Origin of the sequence: Bradyrhizobium yuanmingense (assembly GCF_900094575.1) — a bacterium.
In the GTDB taxonomy this organism is placed as follows: domain Bacteria; phylum Pseudomonadota; class Alphaproteobacteria; order Rhizobiales; family Xanthobacteraceae; genus Bradyrhizobium; species Bradyrhizobium yuanmingense.
Genome location: NZ_FMAE01000002.1, coordinates 1 through 21571 on the forward strand (window position 1 = coordinate 1; position 21571 = coordinate 21571).

The following is a 21571-nucleotide window of genomic DNA, read 5'->3' on the forward strand; positions in this document are numbered from 1 at the left end:
ATGAACTTGTGGATCTGGGCTTCGCTCATCTTCTCGAGCTCGGCCTCGGTGACGAGACCGGACGAGAGCGCCTTGGCCTTGATCTTCTCGGTGTTGAGGCCGCGGCCGTTGTCGGCGATGCAGATGATGATGTGGCCGCCCTCGTGATAGGCGGACAGGCGAATGGTGCCCTGCTCGCCCTTGCCGCTGGCGAGGCGCTCGGCGGGGGTCTCCAGGCCATGATCGGCGGAGTTGCGCACCATGTGGGTGAGCGGGTCCTTGATCAGATCGAGCACCTGGCGGTCGAGCTCGGTGTCGGCGCCGTGCATCTCGAGCTCGATCTGCTTGCCGAGTTCGGATGAGAGGTCGCGGACGATGCGGGGCAGCTTCTGCCAGGCATTGCCGATCGGCTGCATGCGCGTCTTCATGACGCCTTCCTGCAGCTCGGCGGTGACGTTGGAGAGGCGCTGCAGCGGCACCTTGAACTCGGTGTCCTCGTTGCGGCGGGAGATCTCCAAGAGCTGGTTGCGGGTCAGGACCAGCTCGGAGACCATGGTCATCAGGTGCTCCAGCGTATCCACGTTGACGCGGATCGACTGGTTGGCGATGCGGTCGCCCTCGCCCGCCATCTCGTCGGCCATCGACTTCTTCGGCGCGGCCTTTTCCTTGGCGGGCTTTGCGGCTTCAGCAGCCGGCTCGGCCTTAACCTCAGCCTTGGCCACGGGCGCGGGCACCGGCGCTTCGATCGCGGTCTCGCGGAAGGCGCGCTCGAGCTCGTCGAGCGAAACCTCGCCCGGACGCAGCGGACGCTCCAGGGTCTGATCGACCAGCGTGCCCATGGTCATCTCCTTGGCGGGGGCGGCTGCAGCGGCGGGCGCTTCCGGCACCAGCGGCGGCGCATCGGCAACGGGAGCCGCAGTGCCGGCAGTCGGCATCGGCTGCGCCGAGCCTGACATCGCCGCCATGCCCTGCTCGACCATTGCCTCCAGCTTGTCGATGAGATCGCGGTCGTTGCCTTCCGGCTCGGCCTCGGTCGCCTCCAAGCCAGCCAAAATCTCCTTGATGCGGTCGATCGAGGACAGGATCACCGTCACCGCCTCGGCAGTGACAGGCATGCCGTCACGGAATTTGCCCATCAGGGTCTCGCCGGCATGCGCCAGCGCTTCCAGCCGCGGCAGGCCGAGGAAGCCGCAGGTGCCCTTGATGGTGTGGACCAGGCGGAAGATGTTATCCAGGATCTTGGCGTTGTTCGGCTCCTGCTCGAACTTCACCAGCTGATTGTCCACGGTGTCCAGGCTCTCGCTGGTCTCCGTCAGAAACTCCCGCAACAGATCATCCATGAGCTACGCCTTACTGACCCGGGCCGCAAACGCGACGTCCGAGCCACCCTTGGCACGGACGGACGCCCTATCCTGGATCGTTAGACATCCCCTTTCACAGTCCCGTTAATTTCATCCTCCGTGCTACTACGGATTTTGAAGAGAAGTTTGCGGTTCTGCCGCGTGTTGCAGCGCTTTTCGGCAAAACCATCCCCGCGCCGCAACGGCGGGAGCCGCGCGGTGAACGAGCCACTAATCGCGCGACGCGGCGTGCGAGAAAGTCCTGCTCGTGAAGAACGATAGAGGCGGTCGAGGCAAGCCGGCCGCGCCCTCGTCGCGCGAGTGCTTGGGCGTTGCCGGATCTAGGCGGTCCACGCTCGAGGTAAACGAAGCGTTACCCCGCGGGGAAAGCGGCTCGTGTCGCGCTAACCGAGCTGCACGGCCGTGGCAATGTCGGAGCGGGGGCGAGGCTCTGCCAGGCAATCGTTGATGGCGGCGAGCAGCGCGTGCGGCGTGAACGGCTTGCGCAGACAGCGCGCGGCGCCGAGCTCCAGCGCCATCCGCAGGAAGTCCGGCGCGGGCGAGTCCAAATTCGCGAAGGCGTAGCCGGACATCGCGATCAGCGGAATGACCGGAGCCCGGTCGTGGAAATCCGGATCGATTCGAACCCGCGCATGTGCGGCATGAAGATGTCGATGATCATCAGATCGAATTGCTTGTGCTCGAGGGCGCGCAGTCCGGCTTCACCACCCTCGGCGATCGTCACCCGAAAATTGTTGCGCTGGAGGTAAACCTCGATGGCCATGCACACCATCGGGTCATCGTCGACGACGAGAATATGGCGCAGATCGTCTCGCCCGGATTGAGCTTCCCGTTCCGGCGATTCAACAATCGAACCGTGGGGCACGCCTTTCTCCTTTGCTTTCGATGAGAGATGAAACTAACATTTTTGCGGACGCGGTCGAGGCGACGCGAGCCGGCCCAATGGCCAGCGCGACTGCAATGCCTTCCGGCTCCTGAGGCCCCCTTGCCGCTTTTTCCCTGCGCAATCGTTGCAGGACGGCCGCCTCGTCAACGAATCAGCGTGCGCTACTTAATTCCGCCGCAAATGAGACAGGCTGTCTGCCCTCTAACGGGTATATGGACGACACCACAACCTTTAGATTAGTATTTGCGCGCCGTGCAACTGAGTGACGAAGGCCGCCGCGCCCGGCGTCCATCGAACCCGCCGGATTAACCTGCATGACCGTGAGCGGCCGCCCGCCCAACCAGCTGCTGCAACTGCTCGATGCCGCGGATTTCGATCTGCTGCGTCCGCACCTCGCGACGGTTGAAATGGTCAGCAAATCTGTCGTGGGCGAGATCGGCACTGCACCGAGACATGTCTACCTCCCGCATGGTGGATGCGTTTCGATCAGGGTGAGCCTGTCCGAAGGACAGACGATCGAAATTGCGATGCTGGGCCGCGACAGCGTCGTGGGGGCCGGTGCGGCCCTTGCCGACGGCATCTCGCCGATGGACGCGGTTGTGCTGTTCCCAGGAGCTGCTTCCGTGATCGAAATCGGAGTTTTCCGCGCGGTAGCGACCGCAAGCGCACGCCTCCGCAAGCTGATGGTCCGCCACGAGCAGGTCATGCTCGCGCATGTGCAGCAATCGCTGCTCTGCAATACGCTGCATCCGGTCGAGGCTCGGCTCGCGCGTTGGCTGCTCCGCGCCCACGACCTGTCCGACGACCAAATCCTGCCGCTGACCCAAGAGGCGCTGGCGCAGATGATCGGCGCCCGCCGCAACGCGATCTCGCTGGTCGCGCATGCGCTGCAGCGCGCCGGCATCATTCGCTACAGCCGCGGCCAGATCGAGATCATCGATCCCAAGGCGCTGCTGGCGACGTCCTGCGGCTGCTATTCGGCGGTGAAGACCCATCACCTGCGCCTGATGGGAGTCGTGGCGTGACGGGAGCACGATGCGATCTCTGTGTTCCGACGTGCACGCAGCGTCGGTGCATCGCCAGGGCCGGACAACTTGTCTCAATTGCCAATATATCCCGCCGCGAGGATGATGGAACTTACCCGCGCACCGCGTGAGTGCAGGCGTGCGATTCCCAGGTGCAAGGGTACGGAGGAGGCAGCTTTGGAAAGCATGGCGCGTCCGTCCAACGGTTTCCTGTCCGCACTGTCGGCAGACGATTATGAGTTGATCCGCCCGCACCTGCGAACTGTGGATCTGGCCCAGGGGGCGGTGCTGGTCGAGACCGGCGAGACGCTCATGCGCGCCTATTTTCCTCACCGCGGCGTCATCTCGCTGGTGGTTGAACTGGCCAAAGGCGAGCATGTGCAGGTCGCCATGATCGGCCGTGGCAGCCTGCTCGGAACGCTCGCCATCGAGGGTGATGCGTGTGCGTTGAACACCGCCATCGTGCTGGTTCCCGGCGCCGCCTCGGTGGTGGATCTGGACCGCCTGCGCATGGCCGCCGATCAGAGCAGCGCCCTGCGCACGCAGCTTGCGCGTCACGGGCTGGCGGTCTACGCCCAGGTGCAGCAAACCGCGGGCTGCAACGCCGCTCATCCGGTGGAGTCGCGGCTGTCGCGCTGCCTGCTGCACACGCATGACATGTCGGGCGAGTCGCGTCTGCTGCTGACACAGGAGACCATGGCTCAGATGATCGGGGCCCGGCGCAACAGCGTGTCGCTGGTCGCCAACTCCCTGCAGCAGGCCAATTTCATCCACTACAGCCGCGGACACATCCAGATCACCAACCTGGACGGGCTGCGCCAGACGGCGTGCGAATGCTACGCCGCCGTGAAGGCCCAGTACGACCGGCTGCTCGGCCCGCCCTGAACGCCGCGGTCCTTGGTAAACCGCGGGCTAATGCCGGCCTGCAAACACCAGCCATCCTGCTACCAGAACTGAAATTCGAAGGGCGTACACACGCGACATGCCGCGCGCGGCGGCGTGCCGCGCGACACGAACCGGGATGAGGGCAGGCAAGACATGTTTGACGTCACCGTCGGGCTCGATGCCGAACCCGCGCGCGAGCCGCGCGCGTACGAAGCGCTGGTGCGCGAGATCGGCGAGGACGGCGCCGGTGAAGTGCGCGACGTGTTCTGGAGCGAGACCTGCGCGCGCCTGCAATTGCTCCGCACGCTCTCGCCCGCGCAGCACCACGCCAGGATCGCGCGCGAAGCGCATTCGCTGAAGAGCGCGGCCGGAACGTTCGGCTATCTCAGGCTCGCAGCGCTGGCGCTGCGGCTGGAGAAAACCGCGGAAAGCCTCGGCGAGACCGAATTCCGCGCGCTCCTGAACCAGATGGATGCGGCCTACGCCGCCGCGCATGCGCAGGAGCCGCAAGGCTAGCTCGCTTGGGATGCGCGCTCGTCGCGCTGCTTCGCGTGAAAACGCTCCGGACTACTCGCGCGTGCATTCCCGCCGTACTTCTACGGTTTGCGATTTTCACAGATGGCTAATCATAGCTGGCGATAGTCCCGGAAAACCAGGAGGGTTTTCCATGTTCACCTACGAGACCGCAGACCAGAAGGAGGTTCGTCGCTTCCGGATCGCACAGTTCAACGGCCGGATGGCGACGGTGAAGGCCGGCGAGTCGACCGTGACCGGCTTCGTGCGCTCGGTGCTGGAGCAGGAATCGAGCATGCCCCCCCGCTGGACCATCACGATCATTCCGAGCGCACCGAAGGAAGAGATCAAGCCGCTGCGTCCCACCTCGCGCGCACGTCCCTTCGCCGAAGACTATTTCTGAGCGCCACGGATTTCCCAACTTTCGAGATAGGCGTCGGGTCTCGCCCGACGGCGGGCGACGGGCCCGGCCTCAGTCGATCGAATGCAGCAGCGCCGCACGGACGAGGTCCGCGGTGTTGCGCGCACCGAGCTTGCGCATCGCCTCGGCGCGATGGCTCTCGAAAGTGCGCGGACTAATCTGCATGCGAAGCGCACCCTGCTTGTTCGAGTAGCCTTCGCTGATCAGCCTCAGCACCTCGCGCTCGCGCCTGGTCAGCCGCTTCTGGCCCGACGGGCCGATCAGATCGGCGCTCGGCGACCGCGGCGGTTGCAGCACGCGGACGGCCTTCGATTCCGCTTCTTCGGACGGGCTGGGTAAGCCGCCCTTGGAGCCGCCCTTGGGCGGGCCGGCGAGCTGCTTGACCAGGCCGCAAACGCGCTCGGTCTGGGCCAGCGCGTTCTCCACCACCCGCTGCAAATAGGCGCGATCGCCGGTCGCGGGGACGAGCTGATCGCTGTGGTGCTTGATCTCGCCCATGTAGAGCAGCAGCGCGGTCAGGGGGCCATTGAGCTCGCGGGCGATGGCAGCCGCCATTTCGTCGGCCGCCTTGGCACGCAAGGCGCTCAGGCGGGCGAAATCGAGCTCTTCAGCTGAAGCAGCGCTGCTTTCGTGCCATGCCGACGGCCGCGAATCGGTGGCCGTATCATTCTGTGACCCCATGTCACTCGTTTAGCGGAACCGGGGCGGGTCTGTGATTAACTTTTTGCTCCGTATGACTACGGTGATTTAGACGGTTTTACGCTGAAATGACGACTTCGGCACAATTTGTGCTTGCGCGGCGCCGCACGCGACCATGCAGCGGTTGAGTTTTCTGCCGAATGCTGGGCTGGGAACGGGAAAAGCTCCTCGGCGAACGCCTTGCTCCGACATCCACCCCCCGGATTTTACGGATTAATTAACGGCGACTTGCTTCTCTAGGGAGGTTGAGAGCGCGCAAATGCCTCCACGCATTGGGCCCGCAAGCCCGCGGGCCACGCTGCGAAAGATTGCGTGCCATGGACGAGATCGACCGGCTATCGGAATTTCTGCAGAGGCTGACGCCGCTGTCGCGCAGCTGTCTGCTCAGCGAGCTCGAACGGCTCGAGCTGTGCGGCATCGACATGCCGGGTTCGGCCGACATCCAGGCCCGCTTGCGCGCCGAATTCCGCAAGGACGGATCGACCCAGGCGCGCGCCACCAGCCCGTCGCGCTATTTCTTCGCGCCGCTCGAGCTGCTGCTGATCGATGGCGCGCCCGAGCATGCCAACATGGGGCGGATCTCGCGCAATACCCTCACCCCGATCTGGGAATGGATCTGCCGCGACCTGCTGCCGACCATGGCGCGCGACTACATCAAGGCGATCGGCGACCAGGTCGCGGCCAACAACCCGAAGGAAGTCCAGAAGATCGCCTCGACCTTCCAGATCAAGGTCGTCAAGGTCCTCGAGAGCACCCTCGCCTCGCCCGAGAGCGCCGAATCCGCGCGCGCCAAGCTCGGGCAATATACGGCCTCGCGCACCGCCTTCGACGACGTCGTGAAGATGCTGCACGTGTTGCGCGCCGGCGATGCACTGCCGAAGTTCAACGCGAAGCTGCCCGACAAGATCGCGAAGTTCGACGACGGCCAGGTCGCTCAGATCACCGCGCAGCTCGACGCCTTCAAGAAGGCGCATCCTCAGGCGCTGCCCTTCGCGCTGGCGCTGGTGGCGCGACGCCTGAAGACGTCCTGGCAATTGGTGCGGCTTGCTACCCGAGCCGCTGCGAGCAAGGCCGCCGCAGACGTCGCCGCCACCCCCTATGCCTGCGTCGTTCCCATGGTTCTCGACCGGCTCGACGACAAGCGTCTCGCACTTCGCGTCGCGCTCCGGCACAACCGGGTGCTGATCGCCCGCGACCTGCTCGCCGAGATCTACGACACCGAATATGCGCTCAAGGTCCGCATCGACGGCATCGAGCAATGCGAATGGGGCGTCCGCCTCCAGCAATTGATGGATGCGATCGCGGCGCTGGTCTCCGCCGAGGTGAGCCGCTTCCCTGCCAATGTCGGCCACATTCTCGGCTCGCGGCGGCTGCGCAGCCACGATACGCTCGGCGGCAAGCTGAGCTATCTGGCCTGGAAGGGACGCGACGCGATGCAGGACGGTGCGGCGGCGTTCCGCAAATTGATCGGGCAAACCTAGAGCGTTTGAGCATGATCTTTCCGGAAAACTGCTGCACACTTTCCGGATCATGCTCTAGATCCGGTTCGGCCGCGAAAAGCCACGATGCGCCGCGCGGCTAGCGCGGCAGGCACAGGAAGCGATCCATGAATCGCCCTGACAGCACGAACCTGAACCACCAATACATCATTCGCCGCATCGACATAGCTGTAATCCTCGACAGCCCTCCACCGGCTCGGGGGACCTTTAGCGCGAGCGCGGCAACGCGCGTGTGATGTGCTTCACATTCTCGGCCGCCGGCGCGGACCCCTTGTCGCATGACCGTCACGAGCGAAAGGCGACGATGCGCGCATCGCGGGAAGACGCAAGCGTGAAAGCCGCCGCCGATTCACGTTGCGCCGGCTTCATCGCCGCCGCGGGACAACCGCGCGCGTGCACCCAAAGATTTCGTCGACAAATTAGCTCGAATTGCAGGGCTTAACGTTACTCAGATAATTCAAGAACGATGTGAAGCTCTCCTTATTTGAACCCACGCTCCGCGTTTAAGAAACCGTCACGGAACGGGAGTGGTGTACGATGAACGATGGGATGATTGAACTCGTCGGACGAAGGCCTGTGACCTTCGGACGGCGAAAGGTGACGCCGCGCGCCTGCGTGGCCGACAGCAAGCGTCACTTGCGCGCGTTCCTCAGCGAGATCCTCGAGGATCTCGGCTTCGTCACCTGCGAATGTGCCAGCGCCGAGGAGCTGAAGACGGTGCTCGCGAGCGAATTGCCGGACCTGATCCTGCTCGGCGTCGCCGCCGACGGCATCGAGCCGGGACGATTCCTCGAAGTCCTGGTGCGCGAGGCATTCGCCGGCAAGGTTCTCGCCGTCGGCGCCCGCGATTCGATCATCGTCAAAGCCGTGCGGCAGGTCGGCGACGAATATGGCCTTAGCATGCTGCCGCCGCTGACAACGCCTTTCGCCGCGGAGACGCTGCGCGAGCGCGTTGCGATGCTGCTGCCGGAGGAGCCGGCGCCGAGCCCGGCCGTGCATGTCGGCGAGGCCTTGCATGCCGGCTGGCTCGAGCTCTGGTACCAGCCCAAGATTGACGCACGCACGCTGGTGCGCAACGGCGCCGAGGCATTGGTGCGGATGCGGCATCCGACCTGGGGCGTGGTGCCGCCGGCCTATTTCATCCCGGAGCCGCACGATCCGCATTTTCGCGAGCTGTCGGAGTTCGTGATCGATCGCGCCATGCAGGACTGGCACTATCTTCTCGAGCAACAAAGTCCGGTCGACCTGTCGATCAATCTTCCCGCCGCCTATCTCAGGGAGCCGCAGGCGGTGCGCGATCTCTGCCGCCGCGTGCCGACGCATCCGGCCTTCGGCGGACTGACGGTCGAGATCGACAGCGAGGAGGCGATCCGCGAGCTCGATTTCCTCGCCGAGGTCGCGCGCGAGGTCGGCCTGCACAATATCGGCCTGTCGATCGACAATCTCGGCGCCAACTGGCCGTCGCTGATGGAGCTGGACAAGATTCCCTTCGTCAAGCTGAAGGCCGATCGGCAGTTCGTCACCGGCAGCGGCGGCGATCGGTTGAAGCGCACAGTGTGCCGTCATATCGTCGAGCTGGCGCAGACCTTCGGCGCGCGCGCTGTGGCGCAAGGGGTCGAGAGCCGCGCCGACCTCATCGCGGCGAGCGAGATCGGCTTCGATGTCGTTCAGGGCTTTCTGTTCGGCAAGCCGATGCCGCTGAAGAAGTTCGCGAAGGCCGCGCTGACGCGCACCGTGATGGGATGAGCGCGTTCGCTACGCCGTTTCCTCGCGGAGATCTGCCGTTGACCGCATCGCTCCTGGCTTGCTCGGCGCGCCGCCTTCGTGAGCGGAATCGAGGTGGAGCGCGAAACCGCGCGCTCCGGGAGACTCGAGCCCGGCGCGGAGCTGCATGCTCGGAATGATGTAATCGCCGCCATTCTGGCGCCGATAGGGAATCGGCAAAGTCGTCGCGAGCGTTCTCATCCGCTCGCGCAGGCGTTCGGCCGTCGCGCCGAAAGCGGCTTCATCGAACCTGTCGGTCTGATAGGCCACGAACGGCGGCAGGACGTCATAGCCGGGATAATAGAGAATGCCGTGATTGATCGGAAACAGCAGGTCGTCGATCGGCCCGTTGACCCCGCGAGCGGAATAATGGTCCTGCCAGCCGCCGGCCGTCACGATCAGCATCGCGCGCTTGCCCGCCAAGGTCCCCTCGCCATAACGGTCGCCCCAGCGCTTGTCGCTGTGCTCGCCGACACCATAGCCGAAGCCGTAGGCGAACACGCGGTCGACCCAGCCCTTGAGAATCGCAGGCATGCTGAACCACCACAGCGGAAACTGCAGAATCAGAGCATCCGCCCACAGCAGCTTCTCGATCTCGCCCTTGACGTCGGCCGTCAGCGTGCCCGCCTCGAACGCCTGCTTGGATGCCGCGGCGACCGCGAGACGCGCATCGACCGGCAGCGACGGAAAGTCGCCGCGGTCGACCTCGGACTTCCAGCCTTCGGCATAGAGGTCGGAGACCCGCACCTCGTGCCCCTGCGCCACGAGCTCTCTGACGGCGACATCCCGGAGCGAGCCGTTGAGCGAGCGCTGTTCAGGATGAGCATAGACGATCAACACTTTCATGTAAGGGCACCATTGGATTGAGGATTGTGGCTCGGCAGATAGCGCGGTGGCCCGCGATCCGGTAGACGTAGCCGATGGATAAGATTGTGCCGGAAAATGGATAGGCCGGAGGTTACGCTCGAGCGCATGCGCAGCTTCGTGCGCGTCGCCGAACGCGGAAGCCTGTCTGCGGTCGCGCGCGAGCTCGGGGTCGGCCAGTCCACGGTGACGCGGCACATTCGGGAGCTTGAGCAGGCGGTCGGCGTGCCGCTGCTCACCAGAACCACGCGCAGGGTCACCGTGACGGAGGAGGGCCGCAATTACTACGCGGGCTGCGTGCATATCCTGCGTCTCGTCGAGCAGGCCGGCGACGAGGCGCGCTCGACACGCGGCGCGCCGGCCGGAACGGTGCGGGTCTCCTGCACCGCGGCGTTCGGCGTGCTCCACGTCAGCCGCTTGATCTTCGCCTTCCAGGACGCTTATCCGGAGGTGTCGGTCGACCTCAGCCTGACCGACGAGCGGATCGACCTCGTCAGGGAAGGCGTCGATGTCGCGCTGCGTCTGGGGCCGCTCGCCGAAAGCACGATGAAGCTGAAGTCGCTCGGCCAGTCGCGGCGAGTGCTCGTGGCCGCACCCGATTATCTTGCCGCGCGTGGCCGGCCTGCGCGCCCGCAAGACCTCGCTCATCACGAGGGCATTCGGATGTCCAACATCGCTGGCAGCGATGTCCTCGTGCTGCAGGGGCGCCGCGGCGGCCGCCATGCGATACCCTTCGAGGGGCGGCTGCGCCTCGATCACGGGCTCGCCGCGCGTGAGGCGCTCGCGGCCGGCCGCGGCATTGCGCCGGCGCATCTGTGGCTGGTCAGCGACCTGCTCGCGGACGGCAGGCTCGAACGCGTGCTGCCGGACTATTCACCGCCGCCCGTTCCGCTGAACATGCTGATCGTGCCGGAGCGGTCCGGCATTGCGCGCGTGCGCCTCCTGGTCGATTTCCTCGCCGGAGAGATCGCGCGATTACCGGGGATCGAAAGGCCTCAATCAGAGCTTTCTGTCCGGCAAGCCGATGCCGCTGAAGAAGTTCGCACGGAGCGCGCTGATGCGCACCGTGACGGGGCAGCAGTGAGGCGAAGGCCTCACGCTAGCGGCAGACCCAGACGCCGTTGACCAGCACGCGGACGCAGGCTGGCGCCACGACGGCGGCTCCTGCGGCTGCTGCACCGACGGCGGCGCCACCGACCACGGCACGACGCGTCGTTCGACGTGCGACGCCCGCGACACTCGCCGGCGTCGCTGGCCGCCCGACTCGGGCTTCCGCGCTCTGGATCGCGAGTGAAAGACCGTCCTCGGCCGACCACTGCACCGAGCCCAATGCTGCGCAGACAACAACGGCGCCGGCTAACCACAATTTGGTTCGGTGTCGCATGACGTCCTCCTTCGCTCGAGGTTTTGACCAGGCTATTTCCTCGTAAAGGCAGACACCGCGCCGGGACGGGCATTGATCTAGATCAAGGTTTGCCGGTCGCATGACAATGGCCCCAGATATCGATGGCCCCGCCCCCCGCACGAAGCAAGCCGAGTGAGGCGAGAGGCTTTAGGCAAACCGCCGCGCGAAGAAGACGCAGGCGACCACGATTGCCGTCGCGGCGATCATGCTGCCTGCGACCGGCTCGCCAAGCAGAAGGCCGGCGAGCGCCAGACCGAAGAACGGCTGCAGCTGCTGCAGCTGGCCGACGCGGGCAATGCCGCCGATGGCGAGCCCGCGGTACCAGAAGATGAAGCCGACGAACATGCTGAAGACGGAGACATAAGCGAGCCCGATCCAGGCGGGCACACTGACGCCGCTCCAGGTGGGCGGCCACGTCAGCACTGCGAGCACCAGCATCAAGGGCAGCGCGAGCAGCAGCGCCCAGGAGATCACCTGCCAGCCGCCGAGGCGGCGCGACAGCGCAGCGCCCTCGGCATAGCCGAGGCCGCACAGCACGATCGCGGCCACCATCAGGAGATCGCCTTGAAGCGAGGCCGCGCCGTCGCCGGTGAGGGCAAAGCCGGCCACCGTGGCGCTGCCGAGACAAGCGAACAGCCAGAACAACGGCCGCGGCCGCTCGCCGCCGCGCAGCACGCCGAAGATCGCGGTCGACAGCGGCAACAGGCCGATGAAGACGATGGAGCGCGCGGACGTGATGTGCTGGAGCGCGAGCGCCGTCAGCAGGGGAAAGCCGACTACGACGCCGATGGCGACGATGGTGAGCGAGGCGAGATCACGGCGCTGCGGCCGCGCCTGCCGGAGCAGGCCGAGCACCACAGCACCAATCAGCGCCGCGATGACGGCGCGCGCCGACGTCAGGAACAGCGCCGAGAAGCCGCCGACCGCCACCCGCGTCGCCGGCAGCGAGCCGCTGAAGATGATGACGCCGAGAAGCCCGTTGCCCCAGCCGCTGGCGGAAGAGTGCATGTTGGTCTCGCTTGGGTAGGGGCGGCTGGCCCGGTGCCGCGGCGGTGAACGCCTCACGTGATGGCATGGAACAACAAAGGTGCGAAAACAACCCCATGCACAGTAGACGGGGGTTGCAAGATCAATGGGTTAGGTGGGGGGCTGGATGAGGTGCGGGTCGGGCGGGGTTTCGGGAGCCAAAAAGTCGGGGAATCATGATTCGACGCGCTTGTCCGGCGCGCTTTTACGAGCCGACGAAATTGGCGGCGAGCGGCGTCGCCCATTCCGAATGACATCTCCTGTCATTTGCTTCGTCGGGCAAAACAGGAGCATAGTGGCATCATCGCAGGAGGTCGGCCAGGCAGGGCTTTGGCCCAGATCTCGTGAAGGCGTCTGCCGCCGGACGGTGCGCGTTTCGTGCACTGTCACCGCAACATCCGGCATCCGCTCAGGCAAATCGAGAATATCGGGAAAGCTGAAAGAAGGGTTCTGCCTGGTAGGACGGATCGGTGGCAAGGCGAGCGAGCCTTTGCCCGATGGCGGGCGCGAACTTCGCACCATGGCCTGAACACGCAGAGCAGACGATCAGGCGGGACTCCGGCCAGCGATCGATGATAAATTCCTCGCCGGCATCGGGCCGGCGGTCGGCGGGCGCGGTGTTGGTGTAGAGACAGACGTCGCGATCGATGATGGGCCCGGCCGCACCCGGGACGAGGGCGGCCAACGCTTCGCCGATCGGGCGGAGTTCACCATCGCTGGCCTGCGGGCCCCAGTCGTCAGGGCCGACCACGGGCCCGTGGTTGTGAGGCGCAGCTTTGACGCCGCGCTGTTCGAAGTCCGGAAAGCCGTAGACGGTGTCATCAGGACCTCGGTCCAGGATGAAGATCGGCAAACGACCGAGCGACACGCTCTCGGGGCTGCTAGGTGCAAACCAGCCGACCGCCTGTCGGGTCACCTTGAGCAGCGCGGCGAGTTGCGGCAGTGCGCGACCGAGCCATGGGCCTAGCGCCAGAATCGCGCGCTCGGCGAAGAACTCTTCGGTATCAGTGCGGATCGACACGCCGTCGTGGTGCGGCGTGAAGCTCGCGCGTTCCGGAATCACGCGGTCGCGAGCGCGTGCGCGCATCAGTGTCATGACGACACCGGTGTGCAGGATCGCGCCACCGTCCTGCACAACGACGTCCCAATCGTCGGGCAGGCTGAAAGCCGGAAATTCCCTGTTCGCTTGAGCCGCGGTCAGCATCGGATCCGGGCGCCCCTTCGCGATCGCGGCCGCGCGCGAGGACGCCACCATGGCGGAGCCGGGGCGGCCGGCCTCCAAAACAGGGGCTTCCGTCAGAATTGTTTGACCGCTTTCGCTCTGCAGCCGGATCCAGCCGGCATGAGCCTCGTCGCTCAGGCTGGTGTAGTTGGGGTTTTCGAAATTGAAGCGACGGAAAATGCGACATGAACCATGTGACGAGCCTCGATCCGAACCGGGTCCGATCGGGTCGAAGCCGAGCGCATCGACGCCGGCATCCAGCAATGCGCCCAGCGCTGCTCCGCCCATGAGCCCCAGACCCAGCACGGCGACTTCGCATTTTCGCATAAAGGCCTCGCGAGCGATGCTACGACGCGCTGATCATCCTGGTCATTTCGCGCGTTTGCAAGGTGTGCGGGAGGCGATTGCGGCACGACGGCCTGCTCGCGGCAACGGCGTTGGCACACGATCTGACGCGGCAGGCGATATGCCAAAGGATGCAACCAAAGTCGCGCTGGGCTTCACAACGTATACTTGCACTATCCGGCGAAGTCGCTGTACTAGTGTGAGGCCGCTTGGGGCGTTCGAATGGCATTCTTCAAATCTATCTTTCATAGACCGATGACGTACAACGACTTGCTCAACGACATGAGCAAGCTAATCGTGTCCCCGCCGCTGCCGGGCGATTGGAAGCACCTTGCGGCGGGATTAGTTGGCAACAGCGGTGTGAGCCTGCTCGACTATTGGCGCACCTACTTTAAGTCTCAGCTTGAGATGATTGCTGAGGAAGAAACATGGCAGATGCAGCGATCTCGCCTGCTCAATTTGGTCATGTCTGAATGCAGTTGGCGTGCTGTCTATGCCGTCTCGACAAACACAAAGCACGTCGCGTCGTGGTCCTACATGTGTGAGGGGGCGCCGTGGTATGCGAGCGCGACTGAAAGCGATTTGCGCTCGCTGCTGACGCAGCGTTGGCTGATGGCGACTCTGTCAGATGCCTGTCTACGCACACTCGGGGCCATGGCTTACGGAGTAGATAAAGTCAAAGAGAACGAACTCGAATTGCACTACTCATACCACAAAGAGATAAAGCTGCTCGACGCCAACATCGTCGACGCGATCAAGACCGCTGTCGATGAATATAGGGACGAGGACGCACACTTCATCGCGGCATTCAAGGATGACCAACTCGCGCCGCTAATCCGCGAACAATACACATTGCTGGCCCAGCTTGGGGACGACGTCGCTAACGGTACAGTCGATCTCACTTGGCTCAATTCTCGGATGGGCGCACTCAAGCAGAAGCAGAACGAGCTCGCTTCGGCCGTCTCAACAAGTTGACTTAGGAATTACGGCGCACAAAATTGGAACTGGCCATTCAAGAACGTCGGAGCAATGGCGGGCAACGCCCGTCGAAGATGAGTACTATGAAAACATAGCAGGAACTCCTATTTTCAAAAATGACTTGATAATTGGTCCCGCGTCTCCTGTGCGTTAAGATGTAACATATCGCAGGAGAGACTGATCGACGCAGTGCAGGCAATGGAATAGCGACGCATGGCGGAAAATTTCAATTACATCTCTTTCGGCGATTGGAAATGTATCGAAGGAAACATCGATGACATCACCATGGGCCGGGGACGTATGTTCGAATATACGCCATCCGATACCGAAAAGAGGCTTGAGAGCCTAGACAGTACCGCGATCACCTTCCTGGAAAAGCTGCCAACCTTCCTATGCAGTGAAATCAAAGCAAGTGGAGACACCGTCTCCATGCTGATCAAGTACGGTCGAATTTCCAACATCAATCTTGGACGCAAGGAGGTCTCCGCTGCCTTCGAGACCATGATCGACTTCGGCGAGGTGGAATTCGAGGACATTGAGGCCGCGCGAACGGTGTTTGGCGCAGATAGGTTCCAACTCTATCGAACACATTGGGCCGTCCGTGAAGGCGATGCTCGTGACATCCTCAAACGACTCGCTGAGGCGAAGCCAGATCTTGCTCAATCTATAACGGCAGAGGACGCTTATGCTGACGACGAGGAAGTCCAACCGCCGCCGCGAGACAAAAAGATTCTCGGCAAGGCTGACAGCGTAGAGCAGTTTCTTAAGCTTCTTTACAGCTCGCCGGCAAAGGTGGGGACCGAGACCTTCTTCCGGGGGCACAGCGACGCGCGCTATGAATTGACCCCCTCCCTGCTGCGCAAATGGGATAATGGTGACTGGCAGTTCATGCCCAGCGAAGACCGCCTTTGCAAGGAGCTGCTGATCGCCCATCACGACGAGTTCCACGGCGATGACTATTGCTTCGACCGTCTCGTGCGGATGCAACACTACGGTTTGCCGACACGGCTGCTTGACATCTCCGGCAATCCGCTGGTGGCGCTGTTCTTCGCCTGCTCGTGCAGGCCGGATCAACTCGGAATCGACGGCGAGGTCATCGTCTTTCGGGTCGCGTCGGACGATATTAAGTACTATGATTCAGACACCGTCAGTTGCCTATCCAACCTTTCTAATCTGACCTACGCGCAGAAGAACGACATAGACCTCAGCCTTGATCCAGACGCCTTCAACGCAACGGATGTCGCCGGCAAGTTGCTCCACCACATCAAGTCCGAGAAGGGCTTTTTCGAGGGGCGGATAGTTCCCGACGACCTGGGATCTATCATCTGCGTCAAGGCGAAGCGCACGAATACCCGCATCAAATCGCAGTCGGGAGCCTTCCTGCTGTTCGGCCACGAAGCAGCGCTGCCCGATGCTGGACAGAATGGAATTGAGATCAGCCGGGTGACGATCAAGAACAAGGCGTACATTCTCAACCAACTCGACCGCATAAACATCAACGCCACGACCGTCTATCCCAGCATCGACCAGACCGCAGTTCATTTGCGAGATCAGCACCAGTCGCCGAAGCCTGCCAGAGCGGCCTCAACCGCTGCGCCCGGTGTTCTTCCAGAGGTTTGACGGTAGGTTTCGGCCGATTTCAGACATTGATGGCTGGCGGAGAGGGAGGGATTCGAACCCCCGATAGGCTTGCACCTATGCCGCATTTCGAGTGCGGTGCAGTCACTCTGCCACCTCTCCTGAAGACGCCATGGAGGGACTGCACATCTCGCATAGGGAAGCGTAAGATGAGCGAGCGCGGCCACAGCCGATTGTCCCCGCGCCATTCCCCCCTAATACAGCGGCTCCTCATACACCGCCTCACCCTCAAGCAGCAGCCGCTTGATCGCCGCGCGGCCCGAGGGCAGCACGGCGGCGACGATGCGCAGCTTCTGCTGATTGCGGGCCTCTTCGAGCGTCCTGCCCTCGCCTTCGGGGACGAAATAGCTTTCGAGGCCGTATTTGATCGGCAGCTTGTCGCAGAACCTTCGCCGGTCGTCGCCGCAGGACCCGCCGTAATTGCCGACGCGGCCGCGGATCAGCACTTCGGGCGCGGTGACCTTGACCGGCTCGGCATGCACCGAGACCGCCTGATAGACGCCGTCGGCCTTGGGTGCGAGCTTGACGAACACGTCAGGATGCCGCGCAGCGGCGGGCTTGCCGGCGAGCGCGCCGGCCGGCACTTGCGAGATGTCGTAGCGGAGCACGACATAGTCGCCGCGCAGGAGATCGCGGGGATCGACCGGCTGGGTCTGCAGGGTCACCTCGACGCCGTTACGCAGGATCTGCATGCGATCGGCGACCATCAGGACCAGCAGCGCGCACTGGATCAGGATGGCGGCACAAAACAGCACGGCTTTCGGGATGCGCCGCCAGAATGCGGTGAGGGGTGCGATCATCCCGTTCATCGCCCGGCCCTCGGCAGCATGCGATTGAGCGCGGTGGCAAAGGCGACGGCCGCAACGCCCGCCGCCGCCAAGAAGGCCGCGCGGCGCAGCAGCGAGCCCTTCACGGCCCAGGTGATGCCGGCGATGACCCCGGCGATCCCGAGCCAGCCGGCGACGATGCGCGGACGCACGTCGTCGAGCATGCCGGAGACGACGAGACACAGCATGGCCGAGAGCAGCGCGGCATAGGCGAGCCAGGATTCGCCGGCCATGGATGCCGGCCAGATCGGCGCGGCGAGCAGGACCAGGGCGATCGCCGCTGCTGCAAGCAGCTCTCCCGCGCGCCTGGTGATGGCAGCCGAGGCCAGCGCGAGGATCACGCCGGCATTTCCGCACGCGATCGCCCAAAGCGGCTGGCCCGCAAGAGACCCTTCGCGAAAGCGGACGAGATCGTCGACCGTCGTCACCTCCAGGAACGCGGCAATGGCCAATGAAAACGCGCCGTAAATCGACAGCACGCTGCCTAGCCGGAGCGCTCGCGGCGACGGCGCGGCGGCGATCGCAAGCCCGGCGCCGAACAGCAGCGCCGCACCGCTCGCGAGCACGAAGGACGGCTGGGTGCCCTCGAATTCGAAGCGGAGCGAGGTCGCGATCCACCACGGCAGCAGCGCCAGCGCGACGAGATGGGCGGCGACGCGGGAATTCCAGGCGAAGGCGAGCGCGGCGGCGATGAGCCAGACCGAGACGTAAGGAAGATGCAGCACGTCGGACGCGTCGGTGATCCGCATGCAGGTCCAGATCGAGGCGGCTACGAGGCCGACCGCGAGCGCGCCGCGCGAGCCGGTCAGCAGAGCCGCGGCAAAGGCGCCAATCGACCACAGCAGCATGCCGCCGGCAAAGTCGTCGCCGAGGTGGTACATCTGGCCGACCAGCGCGATGCCGGCGCCGAAGATGATCGCACCGATGCTGGCGCAGAGATCGGCGAGAATTGTGCGCTCTCGCGCGGCGAACCAGGCGCCGAGGCCGCCGGCAACAGTCATGCCGGCGAGCAGGATCGCGAACCGCGCCAGCCGCGCGATCTCGGTCCAGTGCGCCGCGACGAAGGCGAGGAACGCGGCCGCGATCAGGAGGCCGCCGACGATGGCGACGACCATTGCGATGTTGATGCCGGCCGGAAGCGGCGGCAGCGCGCTGCGGATCGCGACGGCCGCCGCCGGCGCAATCACGCCGTCGGCCTCCCATCGCGCAAGATCGGCTTCGAGGCGCCGCCGGTAGGTTTGGTCGAACATCGTCCTGGGATCACTTAGGCCCCGCCGGATGGCGGGGCAATGCTAGGTCGGATCGTACAGGCGATGGGTTCAAGCTCCTGCTCGCAGGAGGGTGAATCGCATTCGAGAGTTTTCCCTGCGGCCATCCTTCGAGACGCCCGCTTGCAGCGGGCTCCTCAGGATGAGGATGGAGTCCGCGGCAGCAATTTCGACGGGCATTAGCCTCATCCTGATGAGGCTAAGCGGCATCGGAGCCCGCTAAACTCGCGCCACACACTCGGTCCTCATCCTGAGGGCCCGCCAAGGGCGGGCGTCTCGAAGGATGGCCACAAGCGACATCACTCTCATGTGCGGCCTATTGCGCAGGCAAAGGAATGCGCCGCAGGACGTCGTCATAGGGTGCGAGGTCGAGATAGGCTGTGACCTCCGCCGCCTTGCCGTCCTGCATGAGCAGGATCCACGCGTAAGAGTTCGCGTAAGGCTTGCCGTCACGCGCGACGCCGCTGCCTTCCCAATGCGCGATGACGTGGTCGCCGTCAGCGAAGATCCTCACAGCAGTCGGACGGACCGGGGTCGACAACCGGCCGGCGAACGGGCGGACCGCGCGATCAACGAACACATCGCGGCCCCGGAATTCGCCGGCGCTGGGGCCGGACCCCTTGATGCGCCAGACCACGTTGTCGTGCAGCAGGTCATTGAAGAAGGTTGTTCCTCCGGCCGCCCAGCGATCGAACGCATCGGTGACGATCCGCTTGTTGTCGTCCTGCACGGAATTGGCCTGTCCGCACGGTGCGGCCGTCGTCAGGGTGGAAGCGGTGACGATGAATGCGTAGACGCACGACGCAAGTGCGCGGTTGAGCAGGGTTGCCATTGGTGTCTCCCTTTCTGGTGCAAGATGTCGTCTGCCCCGAAGTGATGCACGCGCGGTCGGTCGCGTTGTTGCTCGACCTACCCGCGCCGCGCGACGGCGGCGCCGCCGAAGATGAGCTGCTCCACCATCGGGCGGCGCAGGAAGCGGCCTGGAAAGATGGGATCGGGCGCGGTAGCCTGGTCGAGGCGCGCCATCTGTTCAGGCGACAGCGAGATCCCGACCGCGCCAAAATTGTCTTCCGCCTGCTCCAGCGTGCGGGCCCCGATCACCGGCGCGGTGACCGCGGGATTGGACAGCGTCCAGGCAATCGCCACCTGCGAGGACGTCGCGCCGAGCTCCCAGGCGATGGCTCGCACCGTCTCGGCCGCATCCAGCGACCGCTCGTTAAGAAGGCCTGATGACGCGATGATCGAGGCGCGTGTCGTTCCGACGGCGCGGTCCTGGGAATCCCTGAGATCGGCGCGGGTGTACTTGCCGGTGAGCACGCCGCCGCCGAGAGGCGACCAGGGCAGCACGCCCAAGCCGAGGCTCGCCGCCAGCGGAATGAGCTCGTGTTCGACGGTGCGCTCGACCAGATTATATTCGATCTGCAGGGCGACGAAGGGCGACCAGCCGCGCAGATCTGCGATCGTCTGCAGCTGTGCAATGCGCCAGGCCGGCGTGTTGCAAATGCCGATGTACAGAACCTTTCCGCTGCGCACGAGATCGTCCAGGCCGCGCATCACCTCGTCGGGCTGCGTCGTCGCATCCCAGGCGTGGAGGTAAAGCAGGTCGATGCGGTCGGTCTCGAGCTGCCGCAGGCTCTGCTCCACGGAACGAACCATGTTGAGCCGGTGGTTGCCGCCGGAATTGGGATTGCCGGGATCGCGCGCCATGGTGAACTTGGTTGCGAGCACGATACGGTCGCGCTTGCCGCGGGCGAACTGGCCGACCAGGCGCTCGGACGCGCCATTGGTGTAGTTCACCGACGTGTCGATGAAATTGCCGCCGCGGTCGACATAGAGGTCGAAGATCCGCCGGGCCTCGCCGGGATCGGCGCCCCAACCCCACTCGGTTCCGAAGGTCATCGTGCCCAGGGCAAGGGGAGATACGCGCAGGCCGGAGCGGCCGAGCAGGCGGTATTGATCGAGTGACGTCATCAGAGCCTCCTTCGTGTGGCTCCGAGATAGTCCCCGGCGAGAGGTGGGAGAAGTTGGCCAATGATGACTGGGGTGGTAAGTATAGCTAACCAATGACAGCCGACCTGAACCTCGTTGCCGTTTTCATCGCGGTTGCGGAAGCCAAGAGCTTCCGTGGCGCCGCCGAGCGGCTCGGGGTGACCCGATCCGCCGTGAGCCAGGCCATCCGGCGCATGGAAGACCAGCTGGGCGTGGCGCTGGTGCAGCGAACAACGCGCAGCGTCAGTCTCACCGAAGCCGGCCTGCGCTTGCACGCGCGTGTGGCACCGGCAGTTGCCGAGGTCGAACAGGCGATCAACGGCGCCCGCGACCGTGACGCGCAGCCGACGGGGCAGCTGCGTCTTGCCGTCTCGTCGATCGCCGAGCGATTCATTCGCGGCCCGTTGCTGGCCGAATTCACCCACGCCAATCCCGGCGTGCAGGTCGACGTCACCGTGACCGACGAGGAATTCGACATCGTGGCCGAGGGCTTTGATGCCGGCGTCCGGCTCGGCGAAGTGATCGAGCAGGACATGATCGCCGTGCCCGTTTCGGGCGACCAACGCCAGCTGGTCGTGGCAGCTCCAGCCTATCTGCAGCGGTTCGGCGCGCCCTCGCACCCGCGCGAGCTGTCGCAGCATTGCTGCATCGGCTGGCGGCCGGCGCCGCACGTCGCGCCCTACCGCTGGGAATTTGCGGAAGGAGGGCGCGAGTTCGACGTCGCGGTGGAGCCGAGGATCACGACCAACGACATGTGGGTCATGGTGCGGACCGCCTGCGCGGGCGGCGGCCTGACCTTCGGCATGGAGGAGACGTTCAGGCCGTATATCGAGCGAGGAGAGCTGGTACCCGTGCTGGAGGAATTCTGCCCGTTCTTCCCCGGCTTCTTCCTCTACTTTCCGGATCGGCGGAATCTTCCGCCGAAGCTGCGCGCGCTGGTCGATCACGTGCGTTATCGGGGAAGCGGAAAGCGCTGA

Annotated in this window: 19 protein-coding genes, 1 tRNA gene and 2 pseudogenes; 10 read left to right on the top strand and 12 right to left on the bottom strand. The window is 64.4% G+C overall.

The features are described from left to right. Together GA0061099_RS05010 and GA0061099_RS05015 are read right to left on the bottom strand one after the other, a co-directional pair. A partial coding sequence (locus GA0061099_RS05010; RefSeq protein WP_208604908.1) for a chemotaxis protein CheA occupies window positions 1–1319 on the bottom strand: 1319 nt, incomplete at its 3' end. 404 nt (window positions 1320–1723) lie between these two features. Further along, window positions 1724–2205, bottom strand: a pseudogene (locus tag GA0061099_RS05015) (response regulator). A gap of 335 nt (window positions 2206–2540) precedes the next feature. Between GA0061099_RS05015 and GA0061099_RS05020 the strand changes: the two are divergent. From GA0061099_RS05020 to GA0061099_RS05035, 4 genes are all read left to right on the top strand, one after another. Beyond that, window positions 2541–3251 (top strand): Crp/Fnr family transcriptional regulator, encoded by a 711-nt coding sequence (locus tag GA0061099_RS05020; RefSeq protein WP_036024700.1) that lies wholly within the window; start codon window positions 2541–2543, stop codon window positions 3249–3251. Between the two features lie 186 nt (window positions 3252–3437). Next, entirely contained in the window at window positions 3438–4136 is a 699-nt protein-coding gene (locus GA0061099_RS05025) for a Crp/Fnr family transcriptional regulator (protein WP_193375186.1), read from the top strand. A gap of 153 nt (window positions 4137–4289) precedes the next feature. Then, window positions 4290–4652 carry an Hpt domain-containing protein gene (locus GA0061099_RS05030; RefSeq protein WP_036024696.1) on the top strand — a complete coding sequence of 121 codons (363 nt, stop codon included), beginning with the start codon at window positions 4290–4292 and terminating at the stop codon, window positions 4650–4652. 151 nt (window positions 4653–4803) lie between these two features. Then, window positions 4804–5052, top strand: coding sequence for a hypothetical protein (locus GA0061099_RS05035; protein ID WP_036024694.1), 249 nt, complete (start codon window positions 4804–4806; stop codon window positions 5050–5052). A 69-nt stretch (window positions 5053–5121) separates the two neighbouring features. Here GA0061099_RS05035 and GA0061099_RS05040 read toward each other — a convergent pair whose 3' ends face one another. After that, window positions 5122–5751 carry a LuxR C-terminal-related transcriptional regulator gene (locus tag GA0061099_RS05040; protein ID WP_036024692.1) on the bottom strand — a complete coding sequence of 210 codons (630 nt, stop codon included), beginning with the start codon at window positions 5749–5751 and terminating at the stop codon, window positions 5122–5124. 335 nt (window positions 5752–6086) lie between these two features. Here GA0061099_RS05040 and GA0061099_RS05045 point away from each other — a divergent pair, with 335 nt between their 5' ends. Both GA0061099_RS05045 and GA0061099_RS05050 read left to right on the top strand, forming a co-directional pair. Beyond that, window positions 6087–7250, top strand: a complete 1164-nt coding sequence (locus GA0061099_RS05045) for a hypothetical protein (protein WP_036024690.1) — start codon at window positions 6087–6089, stop codon at window positions 7248–7250. 555 nt (window positions 7251–7805) lie between these two features. After that, window positions 7806–9014, top strand: a complete 1209-nt coding sequence (locus tag GA0061099_RS05050; RefSeq protein ID WP_036024688.1) for an EAL domain-containing response regulator — start codon at window positions 7806–7808, stop codon at window positions 9012–9014. Window positions 9015–9023: 9 nt separating this feature from the next. Here the strand turns inward: GA0061099_RS05050 and GA0061099_RS05055 are convergent, their stop codons facing one another. After that, a complete protein-coding gene (locus tag GA0061099_RS05055; protein ID WP_036024685.1) occupies window positions 9024–9878 on the bottom strand; it encodes an NAD(P)H-dependent oxidoreductase in 855 nt (284 codons plus the stop codon). A gap of 96 nt (window positions 9879–9974) precedes the next feature. Between GA0061099_RS05055 and GA0061099_RS05060 the strand changes: the two are divergent. Further along, a pseudogene (locus tag GA0061099_RS05060) lies at window positions 9975–10889 on the top strand (LysR family transcriptional regulator); the annotation flags it as partial. 106 nt (window positions 10890–10995) lie between these two features. On the opposite strand, the gene GA0061099_RS05065 reads toward GA0061099_RS05060, so the two are convergent. From GA0061099_RS05065 to GA0061099_RS05075, 3 genes are all read right to left on the bottom strand, one after another. Next, on the bottom strand, window positions 10996–11280 hold the full coding sequence (locus tag GA0061099_RS05065) for a hypothetical protein (protein ID WP_036024702.1): 285 nt from the start codon (window positions 11278–11280) through the stop codon (window positions 10996–10998). 168 nt (window positions 11281–11448) lie between these two features. Continuing rightward, on the bottom strand, window positions 11449–12309 hold the full coding sequence (locus tag GA0061099_RS05070; RefSeq protein ID WP_036024683.1) for a DMT family transporter: 861 nt from the start codon (window positions 12307–12309) through the stop codon (window positions 11449–11451). A gap of 427 nt (window positions 12310–12736) precedes the next feature. Beyond that, window positions 12737–13876, bottom strand: coding sequence for an FAD-dependent oxidoreductase (locus tag GA0061099_RS05075; RefSeq protein ID WP_036024681.1), 1140 nt, complete (start codon window positions 13874–13876; stop codon window positions 12737–12739). Between the two features lie 240 nt (window positions 13877–14116). On the opposite strand from GA0061099_RS05075, the gene GA0061099_RS05080 reads away from it, so the two are divergent. Both GA0061099_RS05080 and GA0061099_RS05085 read left to right on the top strand, forming a co-directional pair. Next, the gene (locus GA0061099_RS05080; RefSeq protein ID WP_141697563.1) at window positions 14117–14869 is read left to right on the top strand and encodes a hypothetical protein; all 753 of its coding nucleotides are present in this window, start codon (window positions 14117–14119) and stop codon (window positions 14867–14869) included. A gap of 216 nt (window positions 14870–15085) precedes the next feature. Beyond that, window positions 15086–16492 (top strand): FRG domain-containing protein, encoded by a 1407-nt coding sequence (locus tag GA0061099_RS05085; RefSeq protein ID WP_036024677.1) that lies wholly within the window; start codon window positions 15086–15088, stop codon window positions 16490–16492. Window positions 16493–16526: 34 nt separating this feature from the next. Here the strand turns inward: GA0061099_RS05085 and GA0061099_RS05090 are convergent. The 5 genes from GA0061099_RS05090 to GA0061099_RS05110 form a co-directional block, all read right to left on the bottom strand. Further along, window positions 16527–16612: transfer RNA gene (locus GA0061099_RS05090), tRNA-Ser, on the bottom strand. A 92-nt stretch (window positions 16613–16704) separates the two neighbouring features. Continuing rightward, the gene (locus GA0061099_RS05095; protein WP_162130840.1) at window positions 16705–17310 is read right to left on the bottom strand and encodes a GDYXXLXY domain-containing protein; all 606 of its coding nucleotides are present in this window, start codon (window positions 17308–17310) and stop codon (window positions 16705–16707) included. A 5-nt stretch (window positions 17311–17315) separates the two neighbouring features. Then, window positions 17316–18587: a DUF2157 domain-containing protein gene (locus tag GA0061099_RS05100; protein WP_074447569.1), complete on the bottom strand. Its 1272-nt coding sequence runs from the start codon at window positions 18585–18587 to the stop codon at window positions 17316–17318. 334 nt (window positions 18588–18921) lie between these two features. Further along, complete coding sequence (locus GA0061099_RS05105; RefSeq protein WP_036024666.1) at window positions 18922–19437, bottom strand: nuclear transport factor 2 family protein; 516 nt, start codon at window positions 19435–19437, stop codon at window positions 18922–18924. A 77-nt stretch (window positions 19438–19514) separates the two neighbouring features. Then, the gene (locus GA0061099_RS05110; RefSeq protein ID WP_036024663.1) at window positions 19515–20576 is read right to left on the bottom strand and encodes an aldo/keto reductase; all 1062 of its coding nucleotides are present in this window, start codon (window positions 20574–20576) and stop codon (window positions 19515–19517) included. Between the two features lie 92 nt (window positions 20577–20668). Here GA0061099_RS05110 and GA0061099_RS05115 point away from each other — a divergent pair, with 92 nt between their 5' ends. Next, complete coding sequence (locus GA0061099_RS05115) at window positions 20669–21571, top strand: LysR family transcriptional regulator (RefSeq protein ID WP_036024661.1); 903 nt, start codon at window positions 20669–20671, stop codon at window positions 21569–21571.

Coding starts and splice junctions, on each gene's coding strand:
- GA0061099_RS05100 (WP_074447569.1), bottom strand. CDS start 18,587: ATGTTCGACCAAACCTACCGGCGGCGCCTCGAAGCCGATCTTGCGCGA.
- GA0061099_RS05070 (WP_036024683.1), bottom strand. CDS start 12,309: ATGCACTCTTCCGCCAGCGGCTGGGGCAACGGGCTTCTCGGCGTCATC.
- GA0061099_RS05025 (WP_193375186.1), top strand. CDS start 3,438: ATGGCGCGTCCGTCCAACGGTTTCCTGTCCGCACTGTCGGCAGACGAT.
- GA0061099_RS05045 (WP_036024690.1), top strand. CDS start 6,087: ATGGACGAGATCGACCGGCTATCGGAATTTCTGCAGAGGCTGACGCCG.
- GA0061099_RS05065 (WP_036024702.1), bottom strand. CDS start 11,280: ATGCGACACCGAACCAAATTGTGGTTAGCCGGCGCCGTTGTTGTCTGC.
- GA0061099_RS05040 (WP_036024692.1), bottom strand. CDS start 5,751: ATGGGGTCACAGAATGATACGGCCACCGATTCGCGGCCGTCGGCATGG.
- GA0061099_RS05030 (WP_036024696.1), top strand. CDS start 4,290: ATGTTTGACGTCACCGTCGGGCTCGATGCCGAACCCGCGCGCGAGCCG.
- GA0061099_RS05110 (WP_036024663.1), bottom strand. CDS start 20,576: ATGACGTCACTCGATCAATACCGCCTGCTCGGCCGCTCCGGCCTGCGC.
- GA0061099_RS05050 (WP_036024688.1), top strand. CDS start 7,806: ATGAACGATGGGATGATTGAACTCGTCGGACGAAGGCCTGTGACCTTC.
- GA0061099_RS05095 (WP_162130840.1), bottom strand. CDS start 17,310: ATGATCGCACCCCTCACCGCATTCTGGCGGCGCATCCCGAAAGCCGTG.
- GA0061099_RS05075 (WP_036024681.1), bottom strand. CDS start 13,876: ATGCGAAAATGCGAAGTCGCCGTGCTGGGTCTGGGGCTCATGGGCGGA.
- GA0061099_RS05035 (WP_036024694.1), top strand. CDS start 4,804: ATGTTCACCTACGAGACCGCAGACCAGAAGGAGGTTCGTCGCTTCCGG.
- GA0061099_RS05080 (WP_141697563.1), top strand. CDS start 14,117: ATGGCATTCTTCAAATCTATCTTTCATAGACCGATGACGTACAACGAC.
- GA0061099_RS05115 (WP_036024661.1), top strand. CDS start 20,669: ATGACAGCCGACCTGAACCTCGTTGCCGTTTTCATCGCGGTTGCGGAA.
- GA0061099_RS05020 (WP_036024700.1), top strand. CDS start 2,541: ATGACCGTGAGCGGCCGCCCGCCCAACCAGCTGCTGCAACTGCTCGAT.
- GA0061099_RS05055 (WP_036024685.1), bottom strand. CDS start 9,878: ATGAAAGTGTTGATCGTCTATGCTCATCCTGAACAGCGCTCGCTCAAC.
- GA0061099_RS05085 (WP_036024677.1), top strand. CDS start 15,086: ATGGCGGAAAATTTCAATTACATCTCTTTCGGCGATTGGAAATGTATC.
- GA0061099_RS05105 (WP_036024666.1), bottom strand. CDS start 19,437: ATGGCAACCCTGCTCAACCGCGCACTTGCGTCGTGCGTCTACGCATTC.